Source organism: Rhizobium arsenicireducens, from assembly GCF_964021225.1.
The window spans coordinates 1,139,824-1,164,246 of record NZ_CAXHYK020000001.1 but is presented as its reverse complement, the minus strand read 5'-3'; the positions used below and the strand labels follow the sequence as shown (position 1 = coordinate 1,164,246).

The following is a 24,423-nucleotide window of genomic DNA, read 5'->3' as shown; positions in this document are numbered from 1 at the left end:
TCATGCCCTTCATTCAGGCCGGGAGCCGGCCAATCCGCGAAAATCAATGGCTTTTATCGCCCGCCATTCCCCCTGTCCAGCCGCACGACGCAAAACCGGCCACACCTCTTTCGATATGTGGCCGGTCTTTGAACAGCAAACTGAAATTGCGCCGGAATTACTCGTCGCCGCCGGCCGCCTCTTCGCTGTCCGGGCCGCCGTTCTGCAGGAACTTTTCGGCAATCAGGCCGGCATTCTGACGAAGCGCCAACTCGATTTCCTGGGCAAGCGCCGGGTTGTCACGCAGGAAAAGCTTGGCGTTCTCGCGGCCCTGGCCGAGACGCTGGCTGTTGTAGGAGAACCACGCCCCCGCCTTCTCGACGATGCCGGCCTTGACGCCGAGATCGACGAGCTCGCCGGTCTTCGAGACGCCCTCGCCATACATGATGTCGAATTCGACCTGCTTGAAGGGCGGCGCCATCTTGTTCTTGACGACCTTGACGCGGGTCTGGTTGCCGACCACCTCTTCGCGATCCTTGACCGCGCCGATACGGCGGATGTCGAGACGGACCGAAGCGTAGAATTTCAACGCATTACCGCCCGTCGTCGTCTCCGGCGAACCGAACATGACGCCGATCTTCATGCGGATCTGGTTGATAAAGATCACCATGGTGTTGGAACGGGAAATCGATGCCGTCAGCTTGCGCAGCGCCTGGCTCATCAGTCGGGCCTGAAGACCTGGCAGGCTGTCGCCCATCTCACCTTCAATTTCGGCCCGCGGGGTGAGTGCGGCAACCGAGTCGATGACCAGGACATCGATCGCGCCGGAACGCACCAGTGTATCGGTGATTTCGAGCGCCTGCTCGCCGGTATCCGGCTGCGAGATCAGCAGGTTCTGCAGGTCAACGCCGAGCTTGCGCGCATAGACCGGATCGAGCGCATGTTCGGCATCGACGAAGGCGCAGATGCCGCCCTTCTTCTGTGCTTCTGCAATCGTCTGCAGCGCCAGAGTGGTCTTGCCCGAGCTCTCCGGGCCGTAAATTTCAATGATACGCCCCTTCGGCAACCCGCCGATGCCGAGCGCAATGTCGAGGCTGAGCGAACCGGTCGAGATCGTCTCGGTTTCGACCACGCTCTCGTTTGCGCCGAGTTTCATGATCGAGCCCTTGCCGAACGACCGTTCGATCTGCGAGAGCGCTGCCTCCAATGCCTTGCTTTTGTCCACCGATTTGTCCTCTACGAGCCGCAAAGAATTTTGTGCCATCTGGTCCACCTTTAGGTTATTGAAGCCGCATAGGCAATGAAGCAGCCGATGGCGCACATGTACATGTTTTGTTCTCGTTTGACAAGAGCCGAACACCGCGTTGGAATCACGTTCGATTCCACGCCATGTTCGCTTTTTGTCCGCATTGCTGCCCATGCAGGCTTCGCACCCGCCGCGGCGCTTCGGCTTGGCATTTTCCGGGCCGTTCGATTCGCTCCACTGTACCACTTGAAAGCGAGCCCATGAGCATCGATGTTCTCGTCCTCGGCGGCGCCCATATCGACCGGCGCGGCAGGCTCGACGGTCCGACCCGCATGGGTGCGAGCAATCCCGGCAAGTGGCTCGAGGAACCCGGCGGCGGGGCCTTCAACGCGGCCTGCAATCTCGGCCGGCTCGGGCACCGGGTCAGGCTCGTCGCTCCTCGCGGCGGCGACGCCAGCGGCGAACGGGTGGCGGCAGCGGCCGAACAGGCCGGGATCGAGGATTGCCCGGTCGTTTTTCTCGATCGCGCCACGCCGAGCTATACGGCCATTCTTGAAAGCGACGGCAATCTGATCGTGGCGCTTGCCGACATGGCCCTCTACGACCTTTTTTCGGCCCGTCGCCTGCGCAGCCGGTCCCTGAGGGACAGTTTGATACTGGCCAGCCACGTGCTGTGCGACGCCAACCTGCCTGGCGAAACGATCGCCGCCCTTGCCTCCGCCGCCAACCATCTCGGCAAACCTGTTGCGGCGATTGCAATTTCTCCGGCCAAGGCGCTGCGGCTCACGCCCTCGCTGCAAAGGCTGGACCATGTCTTCATGAACGCCGCGGAGGCCGAAGTCCTGGCCGGCGCCCGTGCCCGTCAGCCCGCCGACTGGCCGGCCATGCTGCGCGATGTCGGCTTGCGGGCCGGGACGGTGACCATGGGCGCCGGCCCGACCGTGGCCTTTGACGAAAACGGCGCAGCCCTGCTGACCCCACCACAGCTGGACGCCATTTCCGATGTGACGGGTGCGGGCGATGCCTTCGCCGCCGGCTTCCTGTCAGCCAGGATTGCCGGGGAGACAATCGCCGATGCCCTGCGCCAGGGGACGGCTTGCGCCGCGATCACCCTGATTTCGCCACACGGCACGGAGAAAGATCTCAATAACGAACTCCTAAAGTCGGGGCTGGCCCTTGTGGGAGAGGCCGCTATCCTGTCATGACACGCGCTCGAGAATCCTGGATACAACCATGACCAAATCCATTTCCCCCATCCTGCCGATCGTTTATTCAGCCGAGGTCGTCGCCGCGAAAGCGCGCGGGGCACCGATCGTTGCGCTCGAATCGACGATCATCACCCATGGCATGCCCTTTCCAGGCAATCTGGAAATGGCACGCAGCGTCGAACACATCGTGCGTCAGCATGGCGCTGTGCCCGCCACCATCGCGGTGATCGAAGGCGTTCTGCATATCGGTCTCGAACCGGCGCAGATTGCCGCCCTTGCAGAAATGCGTGAGGTGATGAAGCTTTCGCGGGCGGACATCGCCTTCGCGCTGGCCGAACGGCGCACCGGTGCGACGACAGTCGCCGCAACCATGATCGCCGCGGCCCGAGCCGGCATCTCGGTCTTTGCCACCGGCGGCATCGGCGGTGTTCATCGGGGCGCCGAGGAGAGCTTCGACATTTCCGCCGATCTGGAGGAACTGGCGCGCACGGCAGTAATCGTCGTCTCCGCAGGCCCCAAGGCGATCCTCGATATTCCCAAGACGCTCGAAGTACTCGAGACACGAGGCGTCCCGGTCGTTACATTTGACAGCGAGGAATTCCCGGCCTTCTGGTCGCGCGTCTCCGGCCTGAAGAGCCCTCTCACCCTGCCGAGCCCGGCAGCGATCGCCAATTTCCAGCGGATGCGCGAACAGCTCGGCATCGAAGGCGGCATGCTGATCGCCAATCCAGTGCCTCCCGAATACGAGATCGCGCGCGAAGAAATGGAGATCTATATCGGCCGGGCCCTGGCGAGCGCCGAGCGCGAGGAAATCTCCGGCAAGGAGGTCACGCCCTTCCTGCTCGACACGATCTTCCACATGACCAGCGGGCGCAGCCTGAAGACAAACGTCGCCCTGGTCGAGAACAATGCCCGCCTGGCAGCCGAGATTGCGGTGGCGATGAACAGCTGACAGTCATCGAACGGTCCGGCCGCGGGCTCAAGTGATGTAGCCCAATCGGACCGCCTCGGTCAGTGCATGTTCGAGGCGGTCGGTGCCGAGCTTTCGGCAGAGCGACCCATGAAGATAGTTGACCGTGCGCGTCGACAGTGAAAGCCGCTGGGCAATGGCCGCCGTGTCGAGACCGGCAGCCGTCATTATCAGGCACTCGATTTCCAGGCTGGACATGCCGGTCTGCTGCCAGCCGCGTAGCTTCTCCAGCGCCTCCAGACGGTCCAGAAGATGGATTGACAGGAAACTGAATTCATCCAGTTCCGCTGGCGACAGGGGCGCGCGCTCACCGTAGACCCCGAAAATATGCTTGCGCCCGTCAAGCGTCGGCAAGGCTGCATAGGCGCCCTGGCTCATGCCGTGCCCTTCAAGCAGCGTCATCAGCCGCCCGACCTGCGGAGAGGCCATCGCCTTCTCCGTCAAGTCGCTCACATGCCATTGGTAGACCAGCCGGTCGGAAGTGTCGAAAATGCGGATCGGCGCGGCCGGAAGGCCGCCGATGGCATCGAAGCCGTCGATGAAGGTCGATGGAACATTGGTGAGGACAAGATGCTCCCGAAGAGAGCCACTCGATACGGACCGTGCGGCAAAAAGCTTGAAATAGTCGAACCTGAAACGCCGCAACAGAAGGCCGATCACCGTCCCGATCCCAGCCAGGCCATCTGCCGCCTGGATGCGGATGAGCAGATCCCTGCCGCTGTCGTCTGGAACTCCGTTCCCGTCCATCGCACCTCAACTACACGCCATATTGCAGTTCTGGCGCCGTGTGCACCCGAACCGGTCAATTCACCAGGTTTGCGCCCCGTGGCCACGCAATCGGCGAATTGACCAAAACCATGAGCAGTAGGCCAATGAGCTTGCCAAATGTCAATTTGTTCCGTCGAGCATTTCGCGAACGGCCACGGCCAGTTGCTTGAGCGAGAACGGCTTTGGCAGGAAGCCGAACTTCGCGTCGGCCGGCAGGTTGCGAGCAAAGGCATCCTCGGCATAGCCGGAGACGAAGATGAACTTCAGGTCCGGATACTTCTTGCGCAGCTCGGTAAGCAGCGTCGGACCGTCCATTTCCGGCATGACGACGTCGGAGACGACAATGTCGACGGCACCGTCGAGCTCTTCCATGATGTCGAGCGCCTCTACCCCGGAGCCGGCCTCGTGCACGGTATAGCCGCGGGTTTCAAGCATGCGCTTGCCGCCGCGCCGGACCGCTTCCTCGTCTTCCACCAGCAGCACCACGGCCGACTTGCCGGTCAGATCGGCCGGCTCAGCCGGTGCCGCGCTTCCCGCCGCCTGCGCAACGGCACCCGCGTGTTCGCCACCGCTGGCAGGTCCGGTGCCGGACGTACCGTCGGATACGCTCAGCGGCAGGGCCTCGGGGATATGGCGCGGCAGGAAGATACGGAACGTCGTGCCGCGCGCCATTTCCGATTCCGGATAGATGTAGCCGCCAGACTGCTTGACGATGCCGTAGACCATGGCAAGGCCGAGGCCCGTTCCCTTGCCCACTTCCTTCGTGGTGAAGAAGGGCTCGAAGATCTTGTCCATGATTTCCGGCGCGATGCCGGTTCCGCTATCGGCAACTTCCACCACAACGAATTCCGCCTCCGGCAGGTCGCGATAGTCGAAGGCCGCAGCCTCGGTCGGTGAGATATTGCGGGTGGTAACCGTGATCGTACCGCCGTCCGGCATGGCGTCGCGGGCGTTGACGCAAAGGTTGATGAGCACCTGCTCGAACTGCGACAGGTCGGTCTTCACCGCCCAGAGATCGCGGCCGTATTCCACCTTCAGCTTGACATTGCTGCCCGAGATCAGGCGGTCGACCAGCATGCGAAGATCGCCGATCACGTCGGTCAGGTTGAGCACGGTCGGCCGCATGGTCTGCTTGCGCGAGAAGGCAAGCAGCTGGCGCACCAGGACCGCCGCGCGGTTGGCATTGCGCTTGATTTCCATCAGGTCGGCAAAGCTCGAATCCGACGGCCGCGCCTGCAGCAGGAGATGGTCGGAGGAGAGCAGGATCGCGGTCAACACATTGTTGAAGTCATGCGCGATACCGCCGGCAAGCGTGCCGACCGCATTCATCTTCTGCGTCTGCGCCATCTGCGTCTCGAGCGCCTTCTGATCGGTCACGTCGACCGCGTAGACGATCGCCGCCTCTTCAGGCGCCTCGTCGCTCTGGTCGATCACCGCATTGACGTAGAAACGGAAATGTCGCGTTTCATTGACCGGGTGACGGCTGTCGATCGGGGCGATGTCGACCTGCCGATCCTTGGCCGCGGCCAGAGCCTGATGGAAACGTTCCCGATCACTCTCATGGAAGACCACTTCCAGCTGCCCCCCGCGATCGACGTCGTCGCGACTGACCATGTCTGAGAAGAGTTTCATGAATGGCGCGTTGGTGCGCAGGATCCGCCCGTCGCCATCGACCGAAGCGATGGCCATCGGCGTGTTGTTGAAGAAACGGGTGAAACGCATCGAGGCAATCGACGCAGACTGGTCGGCACCGCCCTCCTGCCGAGCCAGCACGATCGAGCGGCTCTCGCCGGGGGCACCGTCACGCGCCGAACGGACCCGATGCACCAGTCTGACCGGGAGGCTCTGGCCGTTGACGCGCCGCAGATCGAGATCGAGCGTCTCTGTCTTCGACTGGCCGGGCTCGGCCTGCACGGAATTAATCAGCGCCATGCCCTCGCCGGCCACCAGGTCGGCGATCGTCATCGAGCCCGGGCTGAACTGGGTGAGATCGACGCCAAGCCACTCCGCCAACGTGGCGTTCAGGTAATAGATTTCGCCCTTGCGGCCGGCGGAGAAGAATCCGGCCGGCGCATGGTCGAGATAGTCGATCGCATGCTGCAGTTCCTTGAAGAAGCGCTCCTGGTCGTCGCGCTCCGAGGTGATGTCGCTGATCTGCCAAATATGCAGTTTCTTGCCCAGGCTGCGCTCGCCGGAAAGTAGGCGGGCCTTCAGCCGATACCAATGGGCTCCCGATCCGTTAGCGGTGTGGGTACCGAGCGGTTTCAGCAGGCGGAACTCCTCGTAGCCCTCTCGCCCTTCCCTCAAGCCGTTGGTTAGCCGATAGAGCGCTTCGCTCGATTCGCGATAGCGCGACAGCAGAGATTCGAGGGATTGCACCTCGGTCGCCTTCCTGGCGCCGGTCATGCGGCCATAGCCGGCATTGGCATAGACGACACGCCCATCCTCGTCGGTGATCAGGATGCCGTCGGGCTGGCTGGCGAGAAAGCTGCGCGCCAGCGTGTCCGAGTGGGATTGCGGCATCACCTCGACGAAACCGATAACCGCCGCAACGATGAAGAATATCCCCATCATGGCGAGGATGCCGAGAATTCCGAGCACGATCTCGTTGTCGAGCTGCTCCTTGAAGAGTACGAAAGCGACCGCCGCCGCCAACAGCACAAAGGCCAGCAGGATGACGCGCAGCGCCGTTCCCGAACGCGCCGCGCGATCCACCAGGGGACCCTCGTTATCTCCGCCCTTCGGCTCTCTTATCATGTATGCCTCGTGCTCGAGCCCGGATATCGCGTCGCCGCCTGAAGTGTGTCAGGGAATCGGGGCGTGTAGAACTCTTTAGCAATTTGCGGCAGCCGCAAAAAGCTCCGAGCCGGCATAATGAGTCGGGCAATACACAGCAATTCCCACAGGAATGCCTCATTTAACAAAGATCATTCACCTTTTTCGCGAAGTGCCAGCCCAAGCCGGCCTCAAGCCCTTGCGAGATTGCGAAATGGACAGTCTTCTGCCAGAAAGCGGAAAAAGGGAGAGCGCGACATGATTGACGAACTGGTGACCGCCTACGGGAACCGTTTTCTGGTCGCTGCGCTCGGCGTGAGCCTCGCGCTTTTGTGCCTATTCATCGTGCTGTGGCTCCTGCGCAACCGCGCACCCTCGCCCTTTGTTCGCGGCGGCCGCAATCGCCAGCCCCGGCTGCAGGTTCTGGATGCCGCAGCGGTGGATGCGCGCCGGCGGCTGGTGCTGGTCCGTCGCGACAATGTCGAGCATCTGGTGATGATCGGCGGCCCTACCGATATCGTCATCGAAAGCGGCATCGGCGATGAGCGCGCCTATCTCTCGGCCACCCCGGTCGGGGGTGCGGCAATGCAGGTGACGGGCGATGCGGCCGAGACACAGCTGCCGACTCCGGCCGTGGTCCCGCGGGCACTTGAGCAACGCGAGAGCCCTCCCGCACCGGTGGCGAAACCCGAACCATCCGTAGCGGCCCGTCCGGCTGCCCCGTCCGCCGCGGCAACGGCCCCGCCGCAAGCCACCTTGTCCGCGCCGCCCCCGCCGCGACCGCCGGTTCGGCCCGCTATGGTCCAGGAAGCGCAACCGCAACCAACGGCCAGGGTAGAGCCGCGTGCCATCGAGGCTCCCCGGCAGGACGTGACGCAGCCGGCGGCCGGCGGGCCGGAACGGGCGTACCGCATAACTGAGAGCCTGGAGGCCGAGCGGCCGGTGGCACCATCGGCGCCGGCGCCCTCGCCGGCAGCGCCACCGTCGGCTTCGCCGGTCGCAGCCGCCAGACCTACTGCGGAAATCGCTCCGCCCAGCTCACCGACCAGCGAGAATAGATTCGCCCCTGCCGTTCCGCCCCTGGGTCCGGCGAATGAAACGAGAAAAATGGAGACTTCGGCAAGTTCCGCCGCCCCGGTCGCCGCAGCCGCGGTGATCGCCCCATCGATTGGTGCCCCCGCTCTCGCCTTGTCGAAACCGGCCGCCGAGGAGACCACGATTCCACAAAGCGATGCTGCCGACATCCTGGAGGCGGCTCGCCAGCGCGTTCTTTCACCGGCTGCCGAAACCCCGGCTATCGGCCGTCCTTCCGGCCCTCCTTCGGCATCGACCGAAGTGCCCGAACGGAATCGCGAGCCGAGCGAATTTGAGCGCGTCCTTGAGGAGGAAATGGCACTGCATCTTGCCGCCAGCGAGGTCCCGGCGAAGGCACCGCTGGCTTTCGAGCCGATCCTGCCAGAAACGCGCGCCGACCGTCCGGTCGTACCGCCAATTGCCGCGCCGATACGCAGCGACGAGTCACGCCCGAGCGCCACCACGGCCGAGGAGCCCGACCTGCAGGACGAGATCGCACGCATCTTCGGCGAGATGTCGGCCGACCGCCGATGATTTCGCCTAACGAGAAATGCCGGCACAGGCCGGCATTCTCCCCCGGCATCAAGGCCGATTCTGCTTAAAAACTAGACGCGTCCAGCGCTGCCTATTCGTCGCGATAGACCTTCTCGCGCCGCTCGTGGCGCTCCTGCGCCTCGATCGACAACGTCGCGATCGGCCGTGCGTCCAGCCGCTTCAAGCCGATCGGCTCACCCGTCTCTTCGCAATAGCCATAAGTTCCGTCATCGATCCGCTGCAGGGCTGCGTCGATCTTGGAAATCAACTTGCGCTGCCGGTCGCGGGCACGAAGCTCGATGGCACGATCAGTTTCGGAGGAAGCCCGGTCTGCAAGATCGGGATGGTTGGCGCTCTCTTCGGCAAGGTGACCGAGCGTTTCACGCGCTTCCCTAAGGATGTCGTTCTTCCATGCGACGAGCTTGGCACGGAAGTAAGCTCTCTGGCTCGCGTTCATGAACTCATCGTCTTCCGAGAGCACATAATTGCTAAGATTGATCTTCTCACTCAACGCGATTCTCCTGAAGAACATCTCAATGGCGGGCTGTATATCCTTTCAATAACCGGGGTTCAAGCCTAATGGCCGCGTATTAAGCCATTTTTAAATCTGTCATATTTTTAGGCTAAAGGCATATTTTTTAACCACTATTTTCGAATTCGGCAGTCAGGCGCCCTGAGAAGCCTCACGCTGCATACACTACTGTGGTCTAATCGGTTTGAACGGCGGTTGACGGACCTCCCCGACAAAAGCTAGTTCAGGATAAGAAGCCCAGTCGCGGAATTTCCTCGGATGACCCTCCTTGCCTCGCCCCCTGAACGCATCTACCTCCTGAGGCATGCAAAGTCCGGCTGGGCCATGCCCGGCGGACGGGACTTCGACCGCACCCTGGATCAGGCCGGTTGTGCAGAGGCGGCTCAGGTCGCCGAAGAGGCGGCCACGCGCGGCTATCGCCCCAGTCTGGTACTTTCGTCATCGGCGATGCGGTGCCGACAGACGGCCGAGGCTGTGCAGCGCGCGATCGACGGCGAAACCGAGTTTCGCTACATCGATGAACTCTACAATGCACCGGCCGAAATCTACACCGACGCCCTTGATCGTTTGGACAGCGCCCCCTCGGTCATGGTGGTCGGTCACAATCCGGCGATCGAAGAACTGTTTGCCAGGCTCGTCGGGATGGATGTCGTCAACCGCACGATCCCGGAAGGCTATCCGACCGCCGGTCTGGCAGTCCTGGATCGCAGCGGCGACGGTGACCGATGGATACTGCACGATTTTCTCGTCGGTTGAACGCCGCCGCGACGACCGCTTGACGCCCGCGACGATCCGGCGCCGGTCCCGTTCTTGTTTCCGCGCCGGTAAGCTTCCTATATGACGGGACGCACATCACGCAGGGACGAATGAATTGCCGCCATCCTTGACCAGCCTGACCGACGAAGCCGCCATCGCGTTCGACAATATTGCCGACCGCGCCGCCAATCTCGTCAATCCGACGCTGCGCCTCGGCGTCACCGGCCTATCACGCGCGGGAAAGACGGTTTTCATTTCCTCCCTGGTCCACAACCTTCTGCATGGCGGACGGCTCCCCCTGTTCGAGCCGGTCCGCTCGGGTCGCGTCAGCGCAACACGGCTGGAGGAGCAGCCCGACGACGCCGTACCGCGCTTCCAGTATGAGGATCATATCCGTGCGCTGGTGCGAGACCGGGTCTGGCCGGATTCGACGCGCGCGATTTCGGAACTTCGGCTGACCATCGAGTACAAGAGCGCTAGCGGCTGGAACCGGATGTTTTCGCCCGGGCGGCTGTCGATCGACATTGTCGACTATCCCGGCGAATGGCTGCTCGACCTGCCGCTGCTCGGACAGGACTTCCGCCAGTTCAGCGAGGCGACGACCGACCTTGCCCGCACCGGCATACGTGCCGAACTGGCGCGCGATTGGCTCGACCTGTGCGCTGCGATCGACATGGACGCGCCCGCAAACGAGATGGTGGCGCGGCAACTGGCGACCACGTTCACCACCTATCTGCGCGCCTGCAAGGCCGACGAGCGTTCGCTGTCGACCCTGCCACCCGGCCGTTTCCTCATGCCCGGCGATCTGGACGGCTCTCCCGCGCTGACCTTCGCGCCCCTCGTCGGCATACCAGAGACGCGCGCGCCGAAGGGATCTCTGCGCGCGATGATGGAGCGCCGCTACGAGGCCTACAAGTCAGTCGTTGTGAAGCCCTTCTTTCGCGAGCACTTCGCCCGGCTCGACCGGCAGATCGTGCTGGTCGACGCGCTCCAGGCGATCAATCGCGGTCCGGAAGCCGTGCAGGATCTCGAGCGGGCACTGGCCGACGTGCTCGCCTGCTTCCGCGCCGGCACGAACAACATGCTGACCTCGCTGATCCGCCGACGGATCGACCGGGTGCTGGTCGCCGCCACGAAGGCCGACCACCTGCACCACGAAAGCCACGACAGGCTGCAGGCGATCACGCGCCGCCTTGTCGACAGGGCGATCCAGACGATCGGCATGTCGGGCGCCGGCATCGACGTCATGGCGATCGCCTCGGTCCGCGCGACCCGCGAAGCAACCGTCAAGCGCGACGGCCACGAGCTGCCGGTGATCGTCGGTACACCGATCGAAGGCGAGAAGGTTGGGGCCGATCGCTTCGACGGCATGCGCAAGACCGCCGTTTTCCCGGGCGATCTGCCGGAAGACCCACTGGCCTTCTTTCGCTCGATCGACGAAGGCGCCGAGCATCTGGACCTGCCCGATCTCGACATCGTTCGTTTCCGCCCCCCGTTGATCGAGGAAACCGCCGGCGGGATCACGCTTTCCGTGCCGCATATCCGGCTCGACCGCGCCATGCAGTTCCTGTTCGGAGATCGCCTCGCATGAAAAGGCCACCGCTTTCGCCAGAGGCCCCTCGCCGTCATCCGGCTTCCTTCGCCGTCGAACCGGAGGAAACGACCGCTCCGAAGAACATAGGCCCGAGGGCGCCGCAATGCTTCGACGACGGCGTCGAAATCGTGCCCGACGAGGCCGACCCCTTTCTCGGCGCCGAACTCGACGCGATCGACCCGATTGCCATCGCAAGGCCGCATCGCAGAGGCCTGTCTCTCGGCAAGATCGCCGCCGGCGCTTTCGGCCTGCTCGTCTCGCTGGCGATCGGGCTCTGGCTCGACGGGTTGATTCGCGACCTGTTCGCGCGATCCGACTGGCTCGGCTATGCCGCCATGGCCGTGCTTGCCGTCGGCCTTCTCGCACTCTTCCTCCTGCTGGCACGCGAGGCCATAGGCCTCTACCGCCTCGAAGCTGTCCAGAACCTCAAGGCCGACGCTGAGAAGGCCGCGGCGGAAGGGCGAAAACCCGCGGCCAGGGCTCTTGTCCGGCAATTGACCCGCCTTGTTTCATCGCGCCCGGAGACCGCCCGTGGCCGGGCGACGCTCGAAGCGACGGAGGACGACATCATCGACGCTCCGCAGCTGATTGAACTTGCCGAACGCGAATTGCTGGCTCCGCTCGACATGAGGGCGCGCGGCCTCATCCTCGGCGCAGCAAAGCGCGTGTCGGTGGTTACTGCGGTCAGTCCGCGTGCCATCGTCGATCTGGCCTATGTGCTGTTCGAAGTCTTCCGCCTGGTGCGCGCCATGGCCGAGCTCTACGGCGGACGGCCGGGTACGGTCGGCATGCTGCGGCTCATGCGCGACGTCATCGCACATCTCGCAATCACCGGATCGATTGCCGTCGGCGATGGTCTGGCCCAGCAGATCCTCGGCCACGGACTCGCCTCAAGGCTCTCGGCGCGGCTGGGCGAAGGCGTGATCAACGGTCTGATGACCGCGCGAATCGGCATCGCCGCCATGGATCTCTGCCGCCCCCTGCCGTTCCGGGCCGTGAAACGACCCGGCATCGGCGATTTCATCTCGGACCTAACGCCCAGCATGACCGGCAAACCCACCCAGGCCGCGAAGTAGGAAAGAGCCGGTCTCGCGTGCCCTCTTTTGCCGTTGCCCGCCGCGCCATTTGCGGCTAGTGCAATGATGCGTTAACCATTCCCAGGGTAGTCTGCCTGCGGGTATTCTGGTTGCTCGTACCAAGGTAAGTCGATGTCACATCGTTTCATCTCGCCATTCGGCCGCATCATCGCCATGTCCGTCGCCGCAATGGTTGCCTCGGCACCCGTGGCCGATGCCGCATCGCGCGACAAGCGCTTTTTCCAATCGGTCGCCGGTGTCTGGAAAGGCCCGGGCGAGATCGTAGCCGGCAAGTACAAGGGCACCAAGTTCACCTGTAGCCTCACCGGCCTGCCAGCCGACGGCAACCTGACAGGGCTGACGCTCGACGGCACCTGCCGCGTCGGTGTATTCTCCCAGCCGATGAAAGCGACAATTTCCGAGGTCGGCGGCAAGTACCAGGGTCAGTTCCTCGACGGCGCGGAAGGCAAGGGCCTCGACATCGTTTCCGGCGCCGTGACCGGCGATCGCGTCGTGATGGGTATCAACCGCAAAAAGCTGAACGGCGCCATGGTCGCTCGCCTGCACAACGACAGCGCCTTGAACATCACGATTTCGGTCAAGGTCGAGGATCGCATGATACCTGTGATCGGCCTGAAGCTGAATCGCCAGGCCGAAGCCTACGCCGGCGCGATCAAGAACTGACGCGCTGTCGGCCCCAGTCGCCAGCCGATTAACTATTCCTCAGCCGCGCCACCAGGCGCGGTTTTCGTTTGCCACCACAATCCCTTCGGCACCGGTCGCGGCCAACCAATCCGAGACCGCCCTTCCCTTCACCTTGAGGTCGCCAGCGATATCGGCGAGCGGCATCAGGACGAAAGCGCGTTCGGTCATGCGCGGATGCGGTACGGTCAGCGCGTCCTCGGCGATTTCCAGCCCGTCAAAGGTCAGAACATCGATGTCAATGGTGCGCGGGCCCCAGCGCTCGGTCCTGATCCGCTTCATGTCGCGCTCGATCTCCAGGCACGCTTCGAGCAGTCGCAGCGGGGAAAGCGTCGTTTCGATAGTCGCACATGCATTGTAAAAGTCGGCCTGGTCGATCTTGCCCCAGGGCGGCGTACGGTAGAGTCGCGACACCGCCGTTACCCGGCAATCCGCGCGCGCATCGAGCCGGCGCAGCGCAAGCGCCATGGCCGCAACCGGATCGCCGATATTGCCGCCGAGCCCGAGCGTTGCGCGACGCCAGCCGTCCTCAATTGAAATGCTCAACGCTCACCTGCACATAATCGAGGATGCCTGGAACCGGAGCGCTCGGCTTGCGGACAGTGATCTTCGCCCGCCGGATCATAGGGAAGCGAGTGCATAGCTCCTTGGCAATTGCCAGTGCCAGCGCCTCGATCAGGTAGCGTCGGCTATTTGTGACCGTATCCTCGATCACCTTGAAGGCGATCCCATAGTCGACAGTGCCGTCGATATCATCATTCTCGAGCGCGGTTCCGGCTGCAACGTCGAACTCGGCATCGATGAAGAAGCGCTGGCCGAGAAACTCTTCCTCGGCATAGACCCCGTGACGGGCGAAGAACGCGCAATTCTCCAGCGTGATTGTGTAGATGTCCGTCATAGTGCCTGTTCCTTGCCGGCTTCTCGTTGCGCCGCGATCATAGCATCGGCGATCGCCAGAGCATCCCGGTTAATCGCGACATTGTGCACCCGGAAAACCGAAGCGCCCTTCATCCGCAAGAGCACAGTGGTCGCGGCGGTCGCCGCATCGCGCTCGCCTGCTTCCCGGCCGGTCAGCGTCCCGAGGAAGCGCTTGCGCGACGTCCCAACCAGGAGCGGATAACCGAGCGCCAGCAGTTCGTCACAGCGCGCCATCAGCGCCATGTTCTCCTCGACCGTTTCCTTGGCGAATCCAAAACCAGGGTCCAGCACAATCGTCTCGCGGGCCACCTTCGCCGCAGCGGCGATCGCCAGCGAACGTTCGAGGTAGTCGAACTGGTCGGCGACGACATCGGCCAGCCGGTCGCGGCCTCGCCCCGTGTGCATGACGCACAGCCCCGCTCCGTATTCCGCGGCGATCGCCGCAATCTCCGGTTCCCGCTGCAACCCGTGGACATCGTTGATGATGTGAGCACCGGCCGCGATTGCCCGACGCGCCGTGTCGGCGCGGTAGGTGTCGATCGAAATCAGCGCATCTGTCTCGCGCGCCAACTGTTCGATCACCGGCAGGACGCGATCCTGCTCCTCAGCGGCGCTTACCGGTGTTGCACCCGGCCGGGTTGATTCACCGCCGATGTCGAGGATCTCGGCACCATCGGAGAGACAAGAAAGCGCGTGTTCAACCGCCCGGTCCACACTGAAGTGCCGCCCCCCGTCGGAAAAGGAATCCGGCGTGACGTTGACGATCGCCATCAGCCTGCCCTTAGCCTCAAGCGCGATTCCGAGCCCGTGGGCCGCGCGCCAGTATCCGGTCGTTGCCCTGATCACGCTGCTGTCCTTCCCGGCGAGAATTTGCTTGTGCTGATATTGCACTTTCACAGCCTATGCCCCAAGGTCGCGGCGAATTCAACTTAGCGAGCCATCAAGAATGAAGACTGAACGCCGTTTAGGCGTCCTCACCGCCGCCGCAGCACTGTGGCTCGCTCTGAGCGGCACGACCGAGGCCGAAACAATCGTCCGCAAGTCGATCTCCTATTTTCAGATCGGCGGCACCACCGCGGAGGAACTTGACCGCGAGCTTGAGCGCCGAGGTCCGATGACCCGTGCCAGCGGATCGCGTCATCCAGGTGCGACGCAAATCAAGTTCGGCGGGGAACTGGGATATGTGGAGTCTGCGGGGCGTTGCCGGGTCGGCAGTGTCGATGTGACCCTCGACACGCGCCTCGTCCTGCCCCGCTGGAAGAACCGCAAAAGGGCAAAGGGCGATATTGCGCTTATCTGGGACGCCTTGTCGAGCGACATCAAGCGCCACGAAGAACGTCACGCGGAGATCGCGAGGGACTATGCCCGCCGGCTGGAAAAGACGCTGAAGTCGCTGCGCCCGCAACGGGACTGCGAGGCCATGCAGGCAAAGGTCACCGAGGCTACCGACAAGGTCGTCGCCGCGCATGACGCCGCACAGATGCGTTTCGACCGTGTCGAAGCCGTGAACTTCGAGAAGCGGATGATTCGCATCCTCGATTATCGGGCGAAACAGAACTCCCCTAAAAACTAAGGTGGTTCAGCCTATTAGACAGGCAAAAATGCCACAGAGCTTGCGCGAAACTTGCACGCGAGCCTGTGAATAACTGGCTATTTCTCGGTGTGGTACTTGAACAAACGCTGAAATATAAATGTCATAACACTCAGTCGTTCACGTGTTGGGTTCCCGAGTTCTCCCTGGCGCATCCAGGAGCCACAGGTGTTCCTCCCTCGCCTGATCATGGCGATGCGCCCTCCTGCCTCGCTCGTCGCTTGTCGATGAGCGAGGCTTTTTTTGCCGAAGATCAGCCCTGGCGTTCAGGAACGCGCACAACGAGACCGTCGAGCGTCGGCGTGACCTTGATCTGGCAGGAAAGACGGGAATTGGGCTGAACATCCACGGCAAAGTCGAGCATGTCCTCTTCCATAGGCGAAGGAGCCCCAACCTTCTCGGTCCAGGCCTCGTCGACATAGACATGACAGGTCGCGCAGGCGCAGGCGCCGCCGCATTCGGCCTCGATACCGGGAACGGAATTGCGCACGGCATTCTCCATGACCGTGGATCCTTCGTCCGCAGCGATCTCAAAACGCGTACCGTCGAAAGCGATGATGGTGAGTTGTGCCATGATGAGGTGTCCAGACTTCGCCGATTGCAAAAAACCGCGAAGTCATCACCCAAATCCGGCGGGCAGTCAACATTACGACAACCGAATTTCCGCTAGCTCTACCGCATTGCACCAAGGGAACCGTGCGCACGCAGAGCGCTCAGCGGCAGAGCTTCAGGATGAAGTTCTCCGCCTCGATCACGCTCGCGGCGACCGTGGCGAGTTGGCCGGCATCCGCACCCTCACGCTCGACCGCCTCGGCAGACCGCAGTACGGCGTGGGCCCCGACTGCCCCGGCAGCATTCTTCAGACGCGCAGCGATCGTCACTCTGGCCGCGGCCTCGACTTCGTTGGCGAGAGCCTGGAGGCAACCGCGGGCCTGGCGGGCAAAGATCTGCAGGATTTCGATTTCCACCGCCTTGTCGCCCTTGGTCCTTGTCGCCAGTTGAACGAGGTCGATCGGACGATCTTTCGAGGGGCAACGCCCACCGGTATTCTCGGGGGCTTCGAACGCAATACTGGGCGCAGCCATGGGTCGATTTCCTTCTTGAGGCTATTTGTGATACCTGCATCCTTCGGGCGACAGCGTCCATTTCCGGTTAAATAGGGAGCGATGCCCCGGCAAAAACTTAGGATATGGTTAACAACGCCTAAACGGTGGAACCATATGGTTTTTCAGGCGCTAATTTAGTTTAAATGCTGTTAACAATCTCCCCAGCGCGTTAGGAATGCCGCCCCCACTTAATTGTCTCTGCATTCTGAATGTGTCACTACGATACGCATGGTAAGGCTAAGGGGTGGAATCCTTTGCCCTCAAGCCGGATGGTGATAGGAAACAATCATCGTGCTCATAATTTGGAGCAGTTCCGGTGGCGTATTCCGAAGGAGATTCCATCTGGCGTGGCGGCAGGATGGGATCCCCGTAATAAGCGGTTTTGCCAAATGCCCGGCCTCGATTGATCCAGGGTAGCAGGCAAGACGGCTCAATAGGCTTGGTAACGAGGCGTAATCCTATGGCGAACAAAAAGACGGTCGAGTCGATTGACGACAGCGCGTTCCAGGCGCTTGAAGCGGCTCTGAGGATCGATTTCGACGAAGAGGAGACGTCAGCCGGCAAAGGCAGGCAGGCGTCAGACGCACCGGAGGCCAAAGTGTCTGAGTCCAGCAACCAGCGTCCCGTCGCATCCACGAAGCCGGCCGACCGCCGTCCGGCCCGTGGCGGCGAGCTTGCGCCCGAAATGGCGCCGAGAGCACCCGCCTTCGAGCCTGCCAACGACGCCTCGCGCCGCAGCCCGGCAGCTATCATGAAGACCCTCGAAGGTGCGTCCATGCGTAGCGCGATGCGCAACGCCGCGATCGTTTCGGCACTATGGGTCCTGGGCGCCGTCGGCCTAAGCCAGCTTCTCTACGGCAGCCAGATCTGGCAGGCGCCGAGCGTGGCCGATGTCGTTGCAATGCCGGGCGTGGTCGCGATCTTCATCGGGACCATCATTCCGGTCATGCTGTTCTTCGCCTTTGCCATCATGATGGCGCGAGCCCATGACCTTCGCAATGCCGCACGGTCGATGGCGGAGGTCGCCCTTCGCCTCGCAGAGCCTGAGACGGTTGCCTCCGAGCGCATCATGACCGTCGGCCAGGCCGTACGCCGCGAGGTCTCGGCGATGAACGAGGGCATCGAGCGCACGATTGCGCGCGCCACCGAACTCGAGACGCTGGTGCATTCCGAAGTGAACGCGCTCGAGCGCAGCTATTCCGACAACGAATTGCGCGTGCGCGGGCTCGTCCATGAACTCGGCTCGGAACGCGACGCGATCGTCAATCATGCCGAGCGCATTCGCAGTTCGATCGTCGGCGCCCATGAACAGCTGAAAGAAGAACTCTCGCTGGCGACCGAGGAGATCGCGGTCCGCCTGGCCACTTCGGGCGAGGCGTTCGCCTCGCTGATCGATACCCGCGCCGCCGCCCTCATGGAAAAGTCGGATGCCGCCGCCACCTCGATCGGCAGCCTGCTATCCAGCAAGACCGAAAACCTGGTCCAAACGCTCAGCGCTTCGGGCATCTCGCTTGCCAGCGAGTTCGATACCCGCCTGCAGCAACTGACCGGCACGCTGCAGCAACGCGGCCGTGAACTGCTCGGTGAATTTGAGACCCGCGCCTCGACGCTCGACGCCAATACCGAAAAGCTCAACACGGCACTCAGCGAACGCGCCCGTCAGCTTAACGAGACACTCGCCGAGCGCACCCGCGAAATCGCCGAACGCCTGACGAGCGGAGAACAGGGTATCACCAGTTCGCTCGAGGACGTCCTGGCCAAGCTTAATGCCACACTCGACAACAAGGGCGCCGCCTTCCGCCAGAGCCTGCAATCGAGCGCCGACGATGCGATCGTTGACCTCGACCTGCGCTCCGGCCTGTTCGAGGATCGCCTCCAGGCGACCATCGGTCTTGTCAATACCGCCTTCGACGAGCGCGTCGCCGAATTCGCCAGCGCTTTCGACCAGCGCGCAGGCTCGCTCGACAGCAAGTTGATGGAAAGCCTTGCCCGCATCAACGAGACGGTCACCGGCGGCTCCGACGCGATCGACGGCATCCTCAACTCCAGCATCGAACGCCTCGGCTCGAACTCTGACCGACCAGTCCTTCGCGCTTGCCACCGCCGTCGGTACCGGTCAGGAACTGATCGACGACGCGCTTTCCACCCGCGCACAGGAAATCGCAAACGCCATGTCGGCCCGCGCGCTGTCGCTCAGCGAGAGCCTGGAAAACGCCGAGAAGCGCATCGACGCCGTGATGGAAGAGCGCAGTGGCGCCCTCTATTCGGCTCTCGCCGACAACCAGTCGCGCTTCGAGGAAACGCTTGCGACACGCGCCGAAACCATCGTCAACGCGCTTTCAGGCAATCAGGAGCGCTTTGCCGAAACCCTCGACACCAAGAGCCGCGAGATCGCCGATACCTTGGCCAATGGGCAAAAGCGTCTGGACGAAACGCTCGACGGCCGTGCCTCCTCGATCATCGAGGCCGTATCCGGCACGGAGGACCGCCTCGCCGACATTCTGGACAGCCGCAATCAGGCGATCGCATCCACGCTCGCCTTGGGCCAGCAGCGCCTCGAACGAGACGCTCGACGGCCGCGCCTCCTCGATCATCGAGGCGGTATCCGGCACCGAAAACCGCCTCGCCGACGCCCTCGACCGGCGCACCGCGACGATCATCGACACCGTAGCCGACGCAGACAAACGCATCGAAGCCGCCTTTGCTGACAAGGCCGAGGCGATCCGCAGCGCCTATAACGAAAACCAGGACCGGCTCGACCTGTCGCTGGCCGGACACGCCACCTATCTCGCTTCCACGCTGGAGCACGCCGGCGAGCAGCTGGAAAAATCGCTCGGGGAAGGTTCGGGCCGTATCGGCGAGACCCTCGCCACCGGCCTTGCCGGCATCGACGGCAAACTGACCGACACCCATGAACGGATCCGTGCGACACTCGAAGAGCGCGGAAACGCCATCGACCTGACCCTGCGCACCGCCCACGGCCAACTCGATACGATTCTAGCCGAGCAGGGCACCGCGATCGGCGCGTCGATTGCCGCAAGCGCCGGCATGCTGGAAATGACGCTTGAGGAACGTGAAGAAGCCCTTCGCCGCGCCATCGACGAAAGCGGCAAGACGCTCGATGAACGCCTGCGGGGCACCACCGGCGCACTTGTCGGCCAACTCAGCGAGGCCGCCAACGAAATCACCCGAACCGCCGAGGATTTCTCCGGCCGCATCGAACAGTCGGTCGGCGGCATGTCGACCCGCCTCGATGACACCAGCAGCCGCATTGAACTCAGCCTGGAGACCCTTGAGGAGCGCATCAAGAACGGGCTCGACGGGGTTGAAACCCAAGTCGGCGACGCCGGCGAGACGTTCGCCAGCCGTCTCGCGGAGAAGGTCTCCGATCTGGAGCGCGTCGGTGGCGAGGCTGTCGACCGCGTCGCCCGCGTGCTTGACGACGGAACCGCGAAGGTCGCAGAAACCTTCGACGGCCGCACTGCTCAGATCGACGAGCGCCTGTCGACCATGGACCGCGCCCTCAATGTCGGCCTCGACAACGTCAACCGCACGATCGAAGGCAAGGCCGCGGGCCTCGCTTCCGCCCTGCGCGGCGCCGTGGCGGATGCTGCCCGCGAACTGGACGGCGAAGCTCAGCGCTCCGTCGAACTGCTCAACCAGACCGGCGCGCAGTTCGCCGAACGGATTGGCGAACGCACTGCCGAGCTGAGCCGCACGGTCGAGGAAAAGTCACAGGATCTCGCCAATCGGATTTCCGAGACACAAAACCGTCTCAGCGGCCAGGCCGCTGCAGTGGCACAGACCTTCTCGGAAGCCGGCGATGCCATCGCCAAGAAAGTTGCCGAAGCGGAAACCCTCGTCGGCGACCAGATTTCGGTCCTTTCCGGCACCCTGTCCGAAGCCGGCTCGGTCCTGGAAGCCCGCGCCGCGGCGATCCGCGAACAGCTTTCCGGCAATACCGCGGAAATCACCTCGACCATGGATGCCGTCGAGAAGGCTCTTGAGGCGCGTGGCAACACGATCCGCACGGTGCTCGACGAGCGGACCCGTGAACTCAATTCCATGCTCGCCTCGCGTTCGGCGGAACTGTCGCGCCTGATCGACGAGAAGGCGTCCCCGCTCATCGCCGACTATGCCGAGACTGGCCGGACCGCCGCCGAGCGGATCACCGAAGCCGCAGCCCTCAGCGCCGAGCGCTTGCGTGCCGAAAACAATGCCATCGTCGAGGCGATCAGCAGCCGCGCCGACAAGGCCGCGGAAACCATCGATGCGGCCGAGGTCAGCCTGACCGAGAGTGCAAGCCGTTTGATCGAGCGGCTCAGCGAAAGCAACTCGGGCCTTGCCACGATGATCGAGCAGGTCGCCGCCAATATCGCGACGGCGGACAACCATCTCAACCAGACCACCGAGCGCTTTGCCGAATCCACGTCCAAGGCCGCGGACCTGCTGCAGACCTCGGGTCGCCTGCTGGACGGCAAGCTCGAGCGGCTGTCCACCGTTTCCGGCGAGACCCTCTCGCAGGTCACCTCAATCGTCGGCCGTTTTGGCGACCACTCGAAGGTGCTGAGCCAGGCCTCTGAGCTGCTGTCGGCCGCCCAATCCAACCTCGTCGGCACGCTGGAGGAACGCCAGCAGGCGTTGCGCGATCTTGCCGTCGGTCTCGTCAAGCGCTCGGAAGAAATCGAGACGACAATGCAGAACCTCGGCAACATGGTCGAGGGCGCTTTCGAACGCGCCGAACAGCGCTCGGGTCAGGTCGCAGGAAACCTGCGCCAGAGCATTCAGACGTCCTTTGCCGATATCGGCAAGATCCTGTCCGAAACCGAGAAGCAGGCACTGTCAACGGCAGGCAACATGCGCGGTGCGTTGATGTCGGCCGGCGAAGATGCCAATCGCGCGATCGAAAAGACACTCTCCGAGGCCGAAAAGCGGTCCGGCGACTTGGCCGACCGCCTGCGCGGCGGGCTGTCCGCTTCGCTTTCCGACGTCGACAAGCTGCTCGGCGAGGCCGGGCGCAAATCCGACGGCGCCGCCAACCATCTGCGCGAAGCCATGCGTGAAGCGGTCGATGACGCCGTTGGCCGCTTTGCCGGCGCGACCGACGAGATCCGTCGCTCGGCACAGGACATCCGCAAGGAACTGGACCTGACCCGCAGCGAACTGAAGCGCGGCGCGTTCGATCTTCCCGAAGAAGCCAAGGAAAGTGCCGCCGCCATGCGCCGCGCCGTGTCCGAGCAGATAAAGGCGCTTCAGGACATTTCGCAGCTGGTTGGCCGCTCGACCCAGGTCCTTGAGATCTCCGCACCGGTCGCCCGCAAGCTTTCCGAAGCAAAGCCCGCAGAAGCCCCGAGGGCGGCCACTGCTCCGGCTCCCGTTGCCCAACAGCCGGTCGCGGCTCCGGCGCCCGCCAGAGTTGCCGCGCCCGCACCCGCGCGCCCGATGGAAGCGCTTGGACTGCGTGGAAGCCTCAACCCTGCGCCGACGCCGACTGCCGCCGCTCCTGCCGCCGGCGTTCCTTCCGGTGGCTGGATCAGCGACCTCCTGCGTGGTGCCTCGCGCGACGAGCAGGAGGAACGGACTGCCGCCCCGGCCCCGCGCGCCGCAGCGCCGCGCCCGACAGCCGATGCCCAGCCCGCTCCGCGCCAGACCGACAACCGCAATCCGCGCCACATGGTGGAATCGCTGAATTCTCTGTCGGTTGATATTGCCCGCGCAATCGACCACGACGCCTCTGTCGACCTGTGGCGCCGCTACCAGCGCGGCGAACGCGACGTGTTCACCCGTCGTCTCTACACGCTGAAGGGGCAGCAGACCTTCGACGAGATCAAGCGCAAGTATGACCGCGAGCCGGAATTCCGCGTCGCCGTCGACCGCTACATCGCAGATTTCGAAAAGCTGCTCGGCGACGTCGCCCGCACCGACCGCGACAAGACCGTGACCCAGTCCTACCTGACCTCGGACACCGGCAAGGTTTACACCATGCTGGCCCACGCAGCTGGCCGGTTCAGCTGAGACCCATGGCGCCGGCGCACAAAGCCGGTCCAGACAGCATGACCATAGCGAAGAGCCCCGGCGCCTGAATGGCCCGGGGCTCTTTTTATTGCTGAGGAGAATGGGGGGAGAGCGATCAAGCGGTAGTGCCGCCCAGACCGGCACGATGCCCTTAGAGCGTTTCCTGTCTAGATTGAAGCATTCTGCCGGAGTAGGTTTTTGTCAGGGCAAAGGCGATTGGCGAAGGGCATACCCCTTGGTACGTCCGAGCCGATCGTCTTTGCCCTGGCGGAAAGATGCCCGGCCCTTCGGGTTGGCTGAAACGGGCCGCCTGATCGCCCGGCCGGCTTGGCCGTAGGGCGTGGCTACGACGCGCGCCGGCCGGGCAACCATCCGACTCCGTTTGAGCCAACAGAATGCTTCAATCTAGACAGGAAACGCTTGTCTTATGACTATTTGTGCTTCTTCGTGAGATAAGGAAGCGCCGGAGAGGACGGCCATCCTCTTCCGGCGATGGGGGACGGATCGTGGAAATGCAGGCCGCCATTCATCGAGTGCCGGGCCGAGCTAGAGTGTGATCGCCCCCATCTTTTCCAATCGTCCTGAACGGATACCCGAGTTTCGGGCTCGGATGACAAGCATAGGAGGCGGAAAAGATGACGGATATTACCATCGGCGCGGACATCTCGAAAGACCATATCGACCTGCACAGCCTGCCAGACGGTCAAAACTTGAGGGTGGGCAATGACCGCAAGGGTTTTGCGGCCATTCTCAAATGGATCGGCGCAAAGAGCGTGGAGCGCATCGTCTATGAACCCACCGGCCCCTACCACAAGGCCTTCGAGCGCTTCATGGCCGCAAATGGCTTGCCGCTCTCCAAGGTCAATCCCCGCCTTGCCCGGCGCTTTTGCGAAGCCACCGGCAGGCTTGCCAAGACGGACCGGATCGATGCCGAACTGCTGGCCCGCTACGGGACGCTTCTTGAACCGCGCATCCTGCAGGCCAATACACAAGACCATAATGATCTGAAAGAGTTGCATATGGCGCGGCTGGCGCTCGTCAAAGACAGGACCGCCGCGAAGAACAGGGCCAAGAACCTTTCCAGCCCGCTGCTGAAGAAACACAACGTCGAAAGGCTCAGGCAGATCGAGCGCCAGATCAAGGCCGTGGACGAAGCCATCATGGCCTTGATTGCCGAGGACGCATCCCGCAAGGCTAGGTTCGACATCCTCGTCTCAATTCCGGGCGTGTCACAGGTCACGGCTTTTACACTTCTCATCGAGATGCCTGAACTGGGCGAACTGGATGAGAAAGCCGCAGCCGCACTCTCCGGTCTTGCGCCGGTGAGCCGCCAGTCCGGACGATGGACCGGACGCGCTTTCATTGCTGGCGGCAGGGCCATCGTCCGCCACGCGCTCTACATGCCCGCCCTCGTCGCTTGCCGCTTCAACCCAGATCTCAAGGCAAAATACGACGACCTCGTCAAAACAGGAAAGCCACCCAAGGTCGCCATTACAGCCATCATGCGAAAGCTCATCCTCCTGGCAAACGCACTTCTGCGAAACAACAGGAAATGGATCCCAAAACCCGCTTGATCAAA

Annotated in this window: 19 protein-coding genes and 1 pseudogene; 11 read left to right on the top strand and 9 right to left on the bottom strand. The window is 63.0% G+C overall.

The window, feature by feature from the left end; all coding sequences use genetic code 11:
• Nucleotides 1-157 precede the first annotated feature (157 nt).
• On the bottom strand, nucleotides 158-1,243 hold the full coding sequence (gene recA, locus ACWPVA_RS05460) for a recombinase RecA (protein WP_454286713.1): 1,086 nt from the start codon (nucleotides 1,241-1,243) through the stop codon (nucleotides 158-160).
• A 242-nt stretch (nucleotides 1,244-1,485) separates the two neighbouring features.
• On the opposite strand from recA, the gene ACWPVA_RS05455 reads away from it, so the two are divergent.
• Together ACWPVA_RS05455 and ACWPVA_RS05450 are read left to right on the top strand one after the other, a co-directional pair.
• Nucleotides 1,486-2,430, top strand: coding sequence for a carbohydrate kinase family protein (locus ACWPVA_RS05455; RefSeq protein WP_454286712.1), 945 nt, complete (start codon nucleotides 1,486-1,488; stop codon nucleotides 2,428-2,430).
• A gap of 28 nt (nucleotides 2,431-2,458) precedes the next feature.
• On the top strand, nucleotides 2,459-3,385 hold the full coding sequence (locus ACWPVA_RS05450) for a pseudouridine-5'-phosphate glycosidase (protein ID WP_454286711.1): 927 nt from the start codon (nucleotides 2,459-2,461) through the stop codon (nucleotides 3,383-3,385).
• A gap of 27 nt (nucleotides 3,386-3,412) precedes the next feature.
• On the opposite strand, the gene ACWPVA_RS05445 is transcribed toward ACWPVA_RS05450, so the two are convergent.
• Nucleotides 3,413-4,150 (bottom strand): helix-turn-helix transcriptional regulator, encoded by a 738-nt coding sequence (locus tag ACWPVA_RS05445; RefSeq protein WP_454286710.1) that lies wholly within the window; start codon nucleotides 4,148-4,150, stop codon nucleotides 3,413-3,415.
• A gap of 141 nt (nucleotides 4,151-4,291) precedes the next feature.
• Nucleotides 4,292-6,928 carry a cell cycle histidine kinase CckA gene (cckA, locus tag ACWPVA_RS05440; RefSeq protein WP_454286709.1) on the bottom strand — a complete coding sequence of 879 codons (2,637 nt, stop codon included), beginning with the start codon at nucleotides 6,926-6,928 and terminating at the stop codon, nucleotides 4,292-4,294.
• 276 nt (nucleotides 6,929-7,204) lie between these two features.
• Here cckA and ACWPVA_RS05435 point away from each other — a divergent pair, with 276 nt between their 5' ends.
• Nucleotides 7,205-8,554: a flagellar biosynthetic protein FliO gene (locus ACWPVA_RS05435; protein ID WP_454286708.1), complete on the top strand. Its 1,350-nt coding sequence runs from the start codon at nucleotides 7,205-7,207 to the stop codon at nucleotides 8,552-8,554.
• A gap of 91 nt (nucleotides 8,555-8,645) precedes the next feature.
• Here ACWPVA_RS05435 and dksA read toward each other — a convergent pair whose 3' ends face one another.
• Nucleotides 8,646-9,065, bottom strand: coding sequence for an RNA polymerase-binding protein DksA (dksA, locus tag ACWPVA_RS05430; RefSeq protein WP_028735380.1), 420 nt, complete (start codon nucleotides 9,063-9,065; stop codon nucleotides 8,646-8,648).
• Nucleotides 9,066-9,344: 279 nt separating this feature from the next.
• On the opposite strand from dksA, the gene ACWPVA_RS05425 reads away from it, so the two are divergent.
• The 4 genes from ACWPVA_RS05425 to ACWPVA_RS05410 all read left to right on the top strand — a co-directional run bounded on the left by ACWPVA_RS05425 (nucleotide 9,345) and on the right by ACWPVA_RS05410 (nucleotide 13,196).
• Nucleotides 9,345-9,842 carry a SixA phosphatase family protein gene (locus tag ACWPVA_RS05425; RefSeq protein ID WP_454286707.1) on the top strand — a complete coding sequence of 166 codons (498 nt, stop codon included), beginning with the start codon at nucleotides 9,345-9,347 and terminating at the stop codon, nucleotides 9,840-9,842.
• Nucleotides 9,843-9,957: 115 nt separating this feature from the next.
• On the top strand, nucleotides 9,958-11,433 hold the full coding sequence (locus tag ACWPVA_RS05420) for a YcjX family protein (protein ID WP_454286706.1): 1,476 nt from the start codon (nucleotides 9,958-9,960) through the stop codon (nucleotides 11,431-11,433).
• Nucleotides 11,430-12,512: a YcjF family protein gene (locus tag ACWPVA_RS05415; RefSeq protein ID WP_454286705.1), complete on the top strand. Its 1,083-nt coding sequence runs from the start codon at nucleotides 11,430-11,432 to the stop codon at nucleotides 12,510-12,512. The genes ACWPVA_RS05420 and ACWPVA_RS05415 overlap by 4 nt, the downstream gene beginning before the upstream one ends.
• Before the next feature lie 132 nt (nucleotides 12,513-12,644).
• Nucleotides 12,645-13,196: a hypothetical protein gene (locus ACWPVA_RS05410; protein WP_454286704.1), complete on the top strand. Its 552-nt coding sequence runs from the start codon at nucleotides 12,645-12,647 to the stop codon at nucleotides 13,194-13,196.
• Between the two features lie 39 nt (nucleotides 13,197-13,235).
• On the opposite strand, the gene folK is transcribed toward ACWPVA_RS05410, so the two are convergent.
• From folK to folP, 3 genes are read right to left on the bottom strand one after another with little or no spacing between them, the layout of a single operon-like run.
• Complete coding sequence (folK, locus tag ACWPVA_RS05405; protein ID WP_454286703.1) at nucleotides 13,236-13,760, bottom strand: 2-amino-4-hydroxy-6-hydroxymethyldihydropteridine diphosphokinase; 525 nt, start codon at nucleotides 13,758-13,760, stop codon at nucleotides 13,236-13,238.
• Complete coding sequence (folB, locus tag ACWPVA_RS05400; RefSeq protein WP_454286702.1) at nucleotides 13,744-14,112, bottom strand: dihydroneopterin aldolase; 369 nt, start codon at nucleotides 14,110-14,112, stop codon at nucleotides 13,744-13,746. The genes folK and folB overlap by 17 nt, the downstream gene beginning before the upstream one ends.
• Entirely contained in the window at nucleotides 14,109-14,975 is an 867-nt protein-coding gene (gene folP / locus ACWPVA_RS05395; protein ID WP_454289534.1) for a dihydropteroate synthase, read from the bottom strand. Before folP ends, folB begins: the two co-directional genes overlap by 4 nt.
• A gap of 103 nt (nucleotides 14,976-15,078) precedes the next feature.
• On the opposite strand from folP, the gene ACWPVA_RS05390 reads away from it, so the two are divergent.
• Nucleotides 15,079-15,705 (top strand): DUF922 domain-containing Zn-dependent protease, encoded by a 627-nt coding sequence (locus ACWPVA_RS05390; RefSeq protein WP_454286701.1) that lies wholly within the window; start codon nucleotides 15,079-15,081, stop codon nucleotides 15,703-15,705.
• A 271-nt stretch (nucleotides 15,706-15,976) separates the two neighbouring features.
• Here ACWPVA_RS05390 and ACWPVA_RS05385 read toward each other — a convergent pair whose 3' ends face one another.
• Nucleotides 15,977-16,297, bottom strand: coding sequence for a 2Fe-2S iron-sulfur cluster-binding protein (locus ACWPVA_RS05385; RefSeq protein WP_454286700.1), 321 nt, complete (start codon nucleotides 16,295-16,297; stop codon nucleotides 15,977-15,979).
• A 139-nt stretch (nucleotides 16,298-16,436) separates the two neighbouring features.
• Complete coding sequence (locus tag ACWPVA_RS05380) at nucleotides 16,437-16,808, bottom strand: Hpt domain-containing protein (RefSeq protein ID WP_454286699.1); 372 nt, start codon at nucleotides 16,806-16,808, stop codon at nucleotides 16,437-16,439.
• Nucleotides 16,809-17,289: 481 nt separating this feature from the next.
• Between ACWPVA_RS05380 and ACWPVA_RS05375 the strand changes: the two are divergent.
• The 3 genes and pseudogenes from ACWPVA_RS05375 to ACWPVA_RS05365 form a co-directional block, all read left to right on the top strand.
• Nucleotides 17,290-19,183, top strand: a pseudogene (locus ACWPVA_RS05375) (hypothetical protein); the annotation flags it as partial.
• Between the two features lie 55 nt (nucleotides 19,184-19,238).
• Entirely contained in the window at nucleotides 19,239-22,844 is a 3,606-nt protein-coding gene (locus ACWPVA_RS05370; RefSeq protein WP_454286698.1) for an apolipoprotein A-IV repeat region-like domain-containing protein, read from the top strand.
• A gap of 635 nt (nucleotides 22,845-23,479) precedes the next feature.
• Nucleotides 23,480-24,418, top strand: a complete 939-nt coding sequence (locus tag ACWPVA_RS05365) for an IS110 family transposase (protein ID WP_454286697.1) — start codon at nucleotides 23,480-23,482, stop codon at nucleotides 24,416-24,418.
• The last annotated feature ends 5 nt before the right edge of the window (nucleotides 24,419-24,423 follow it).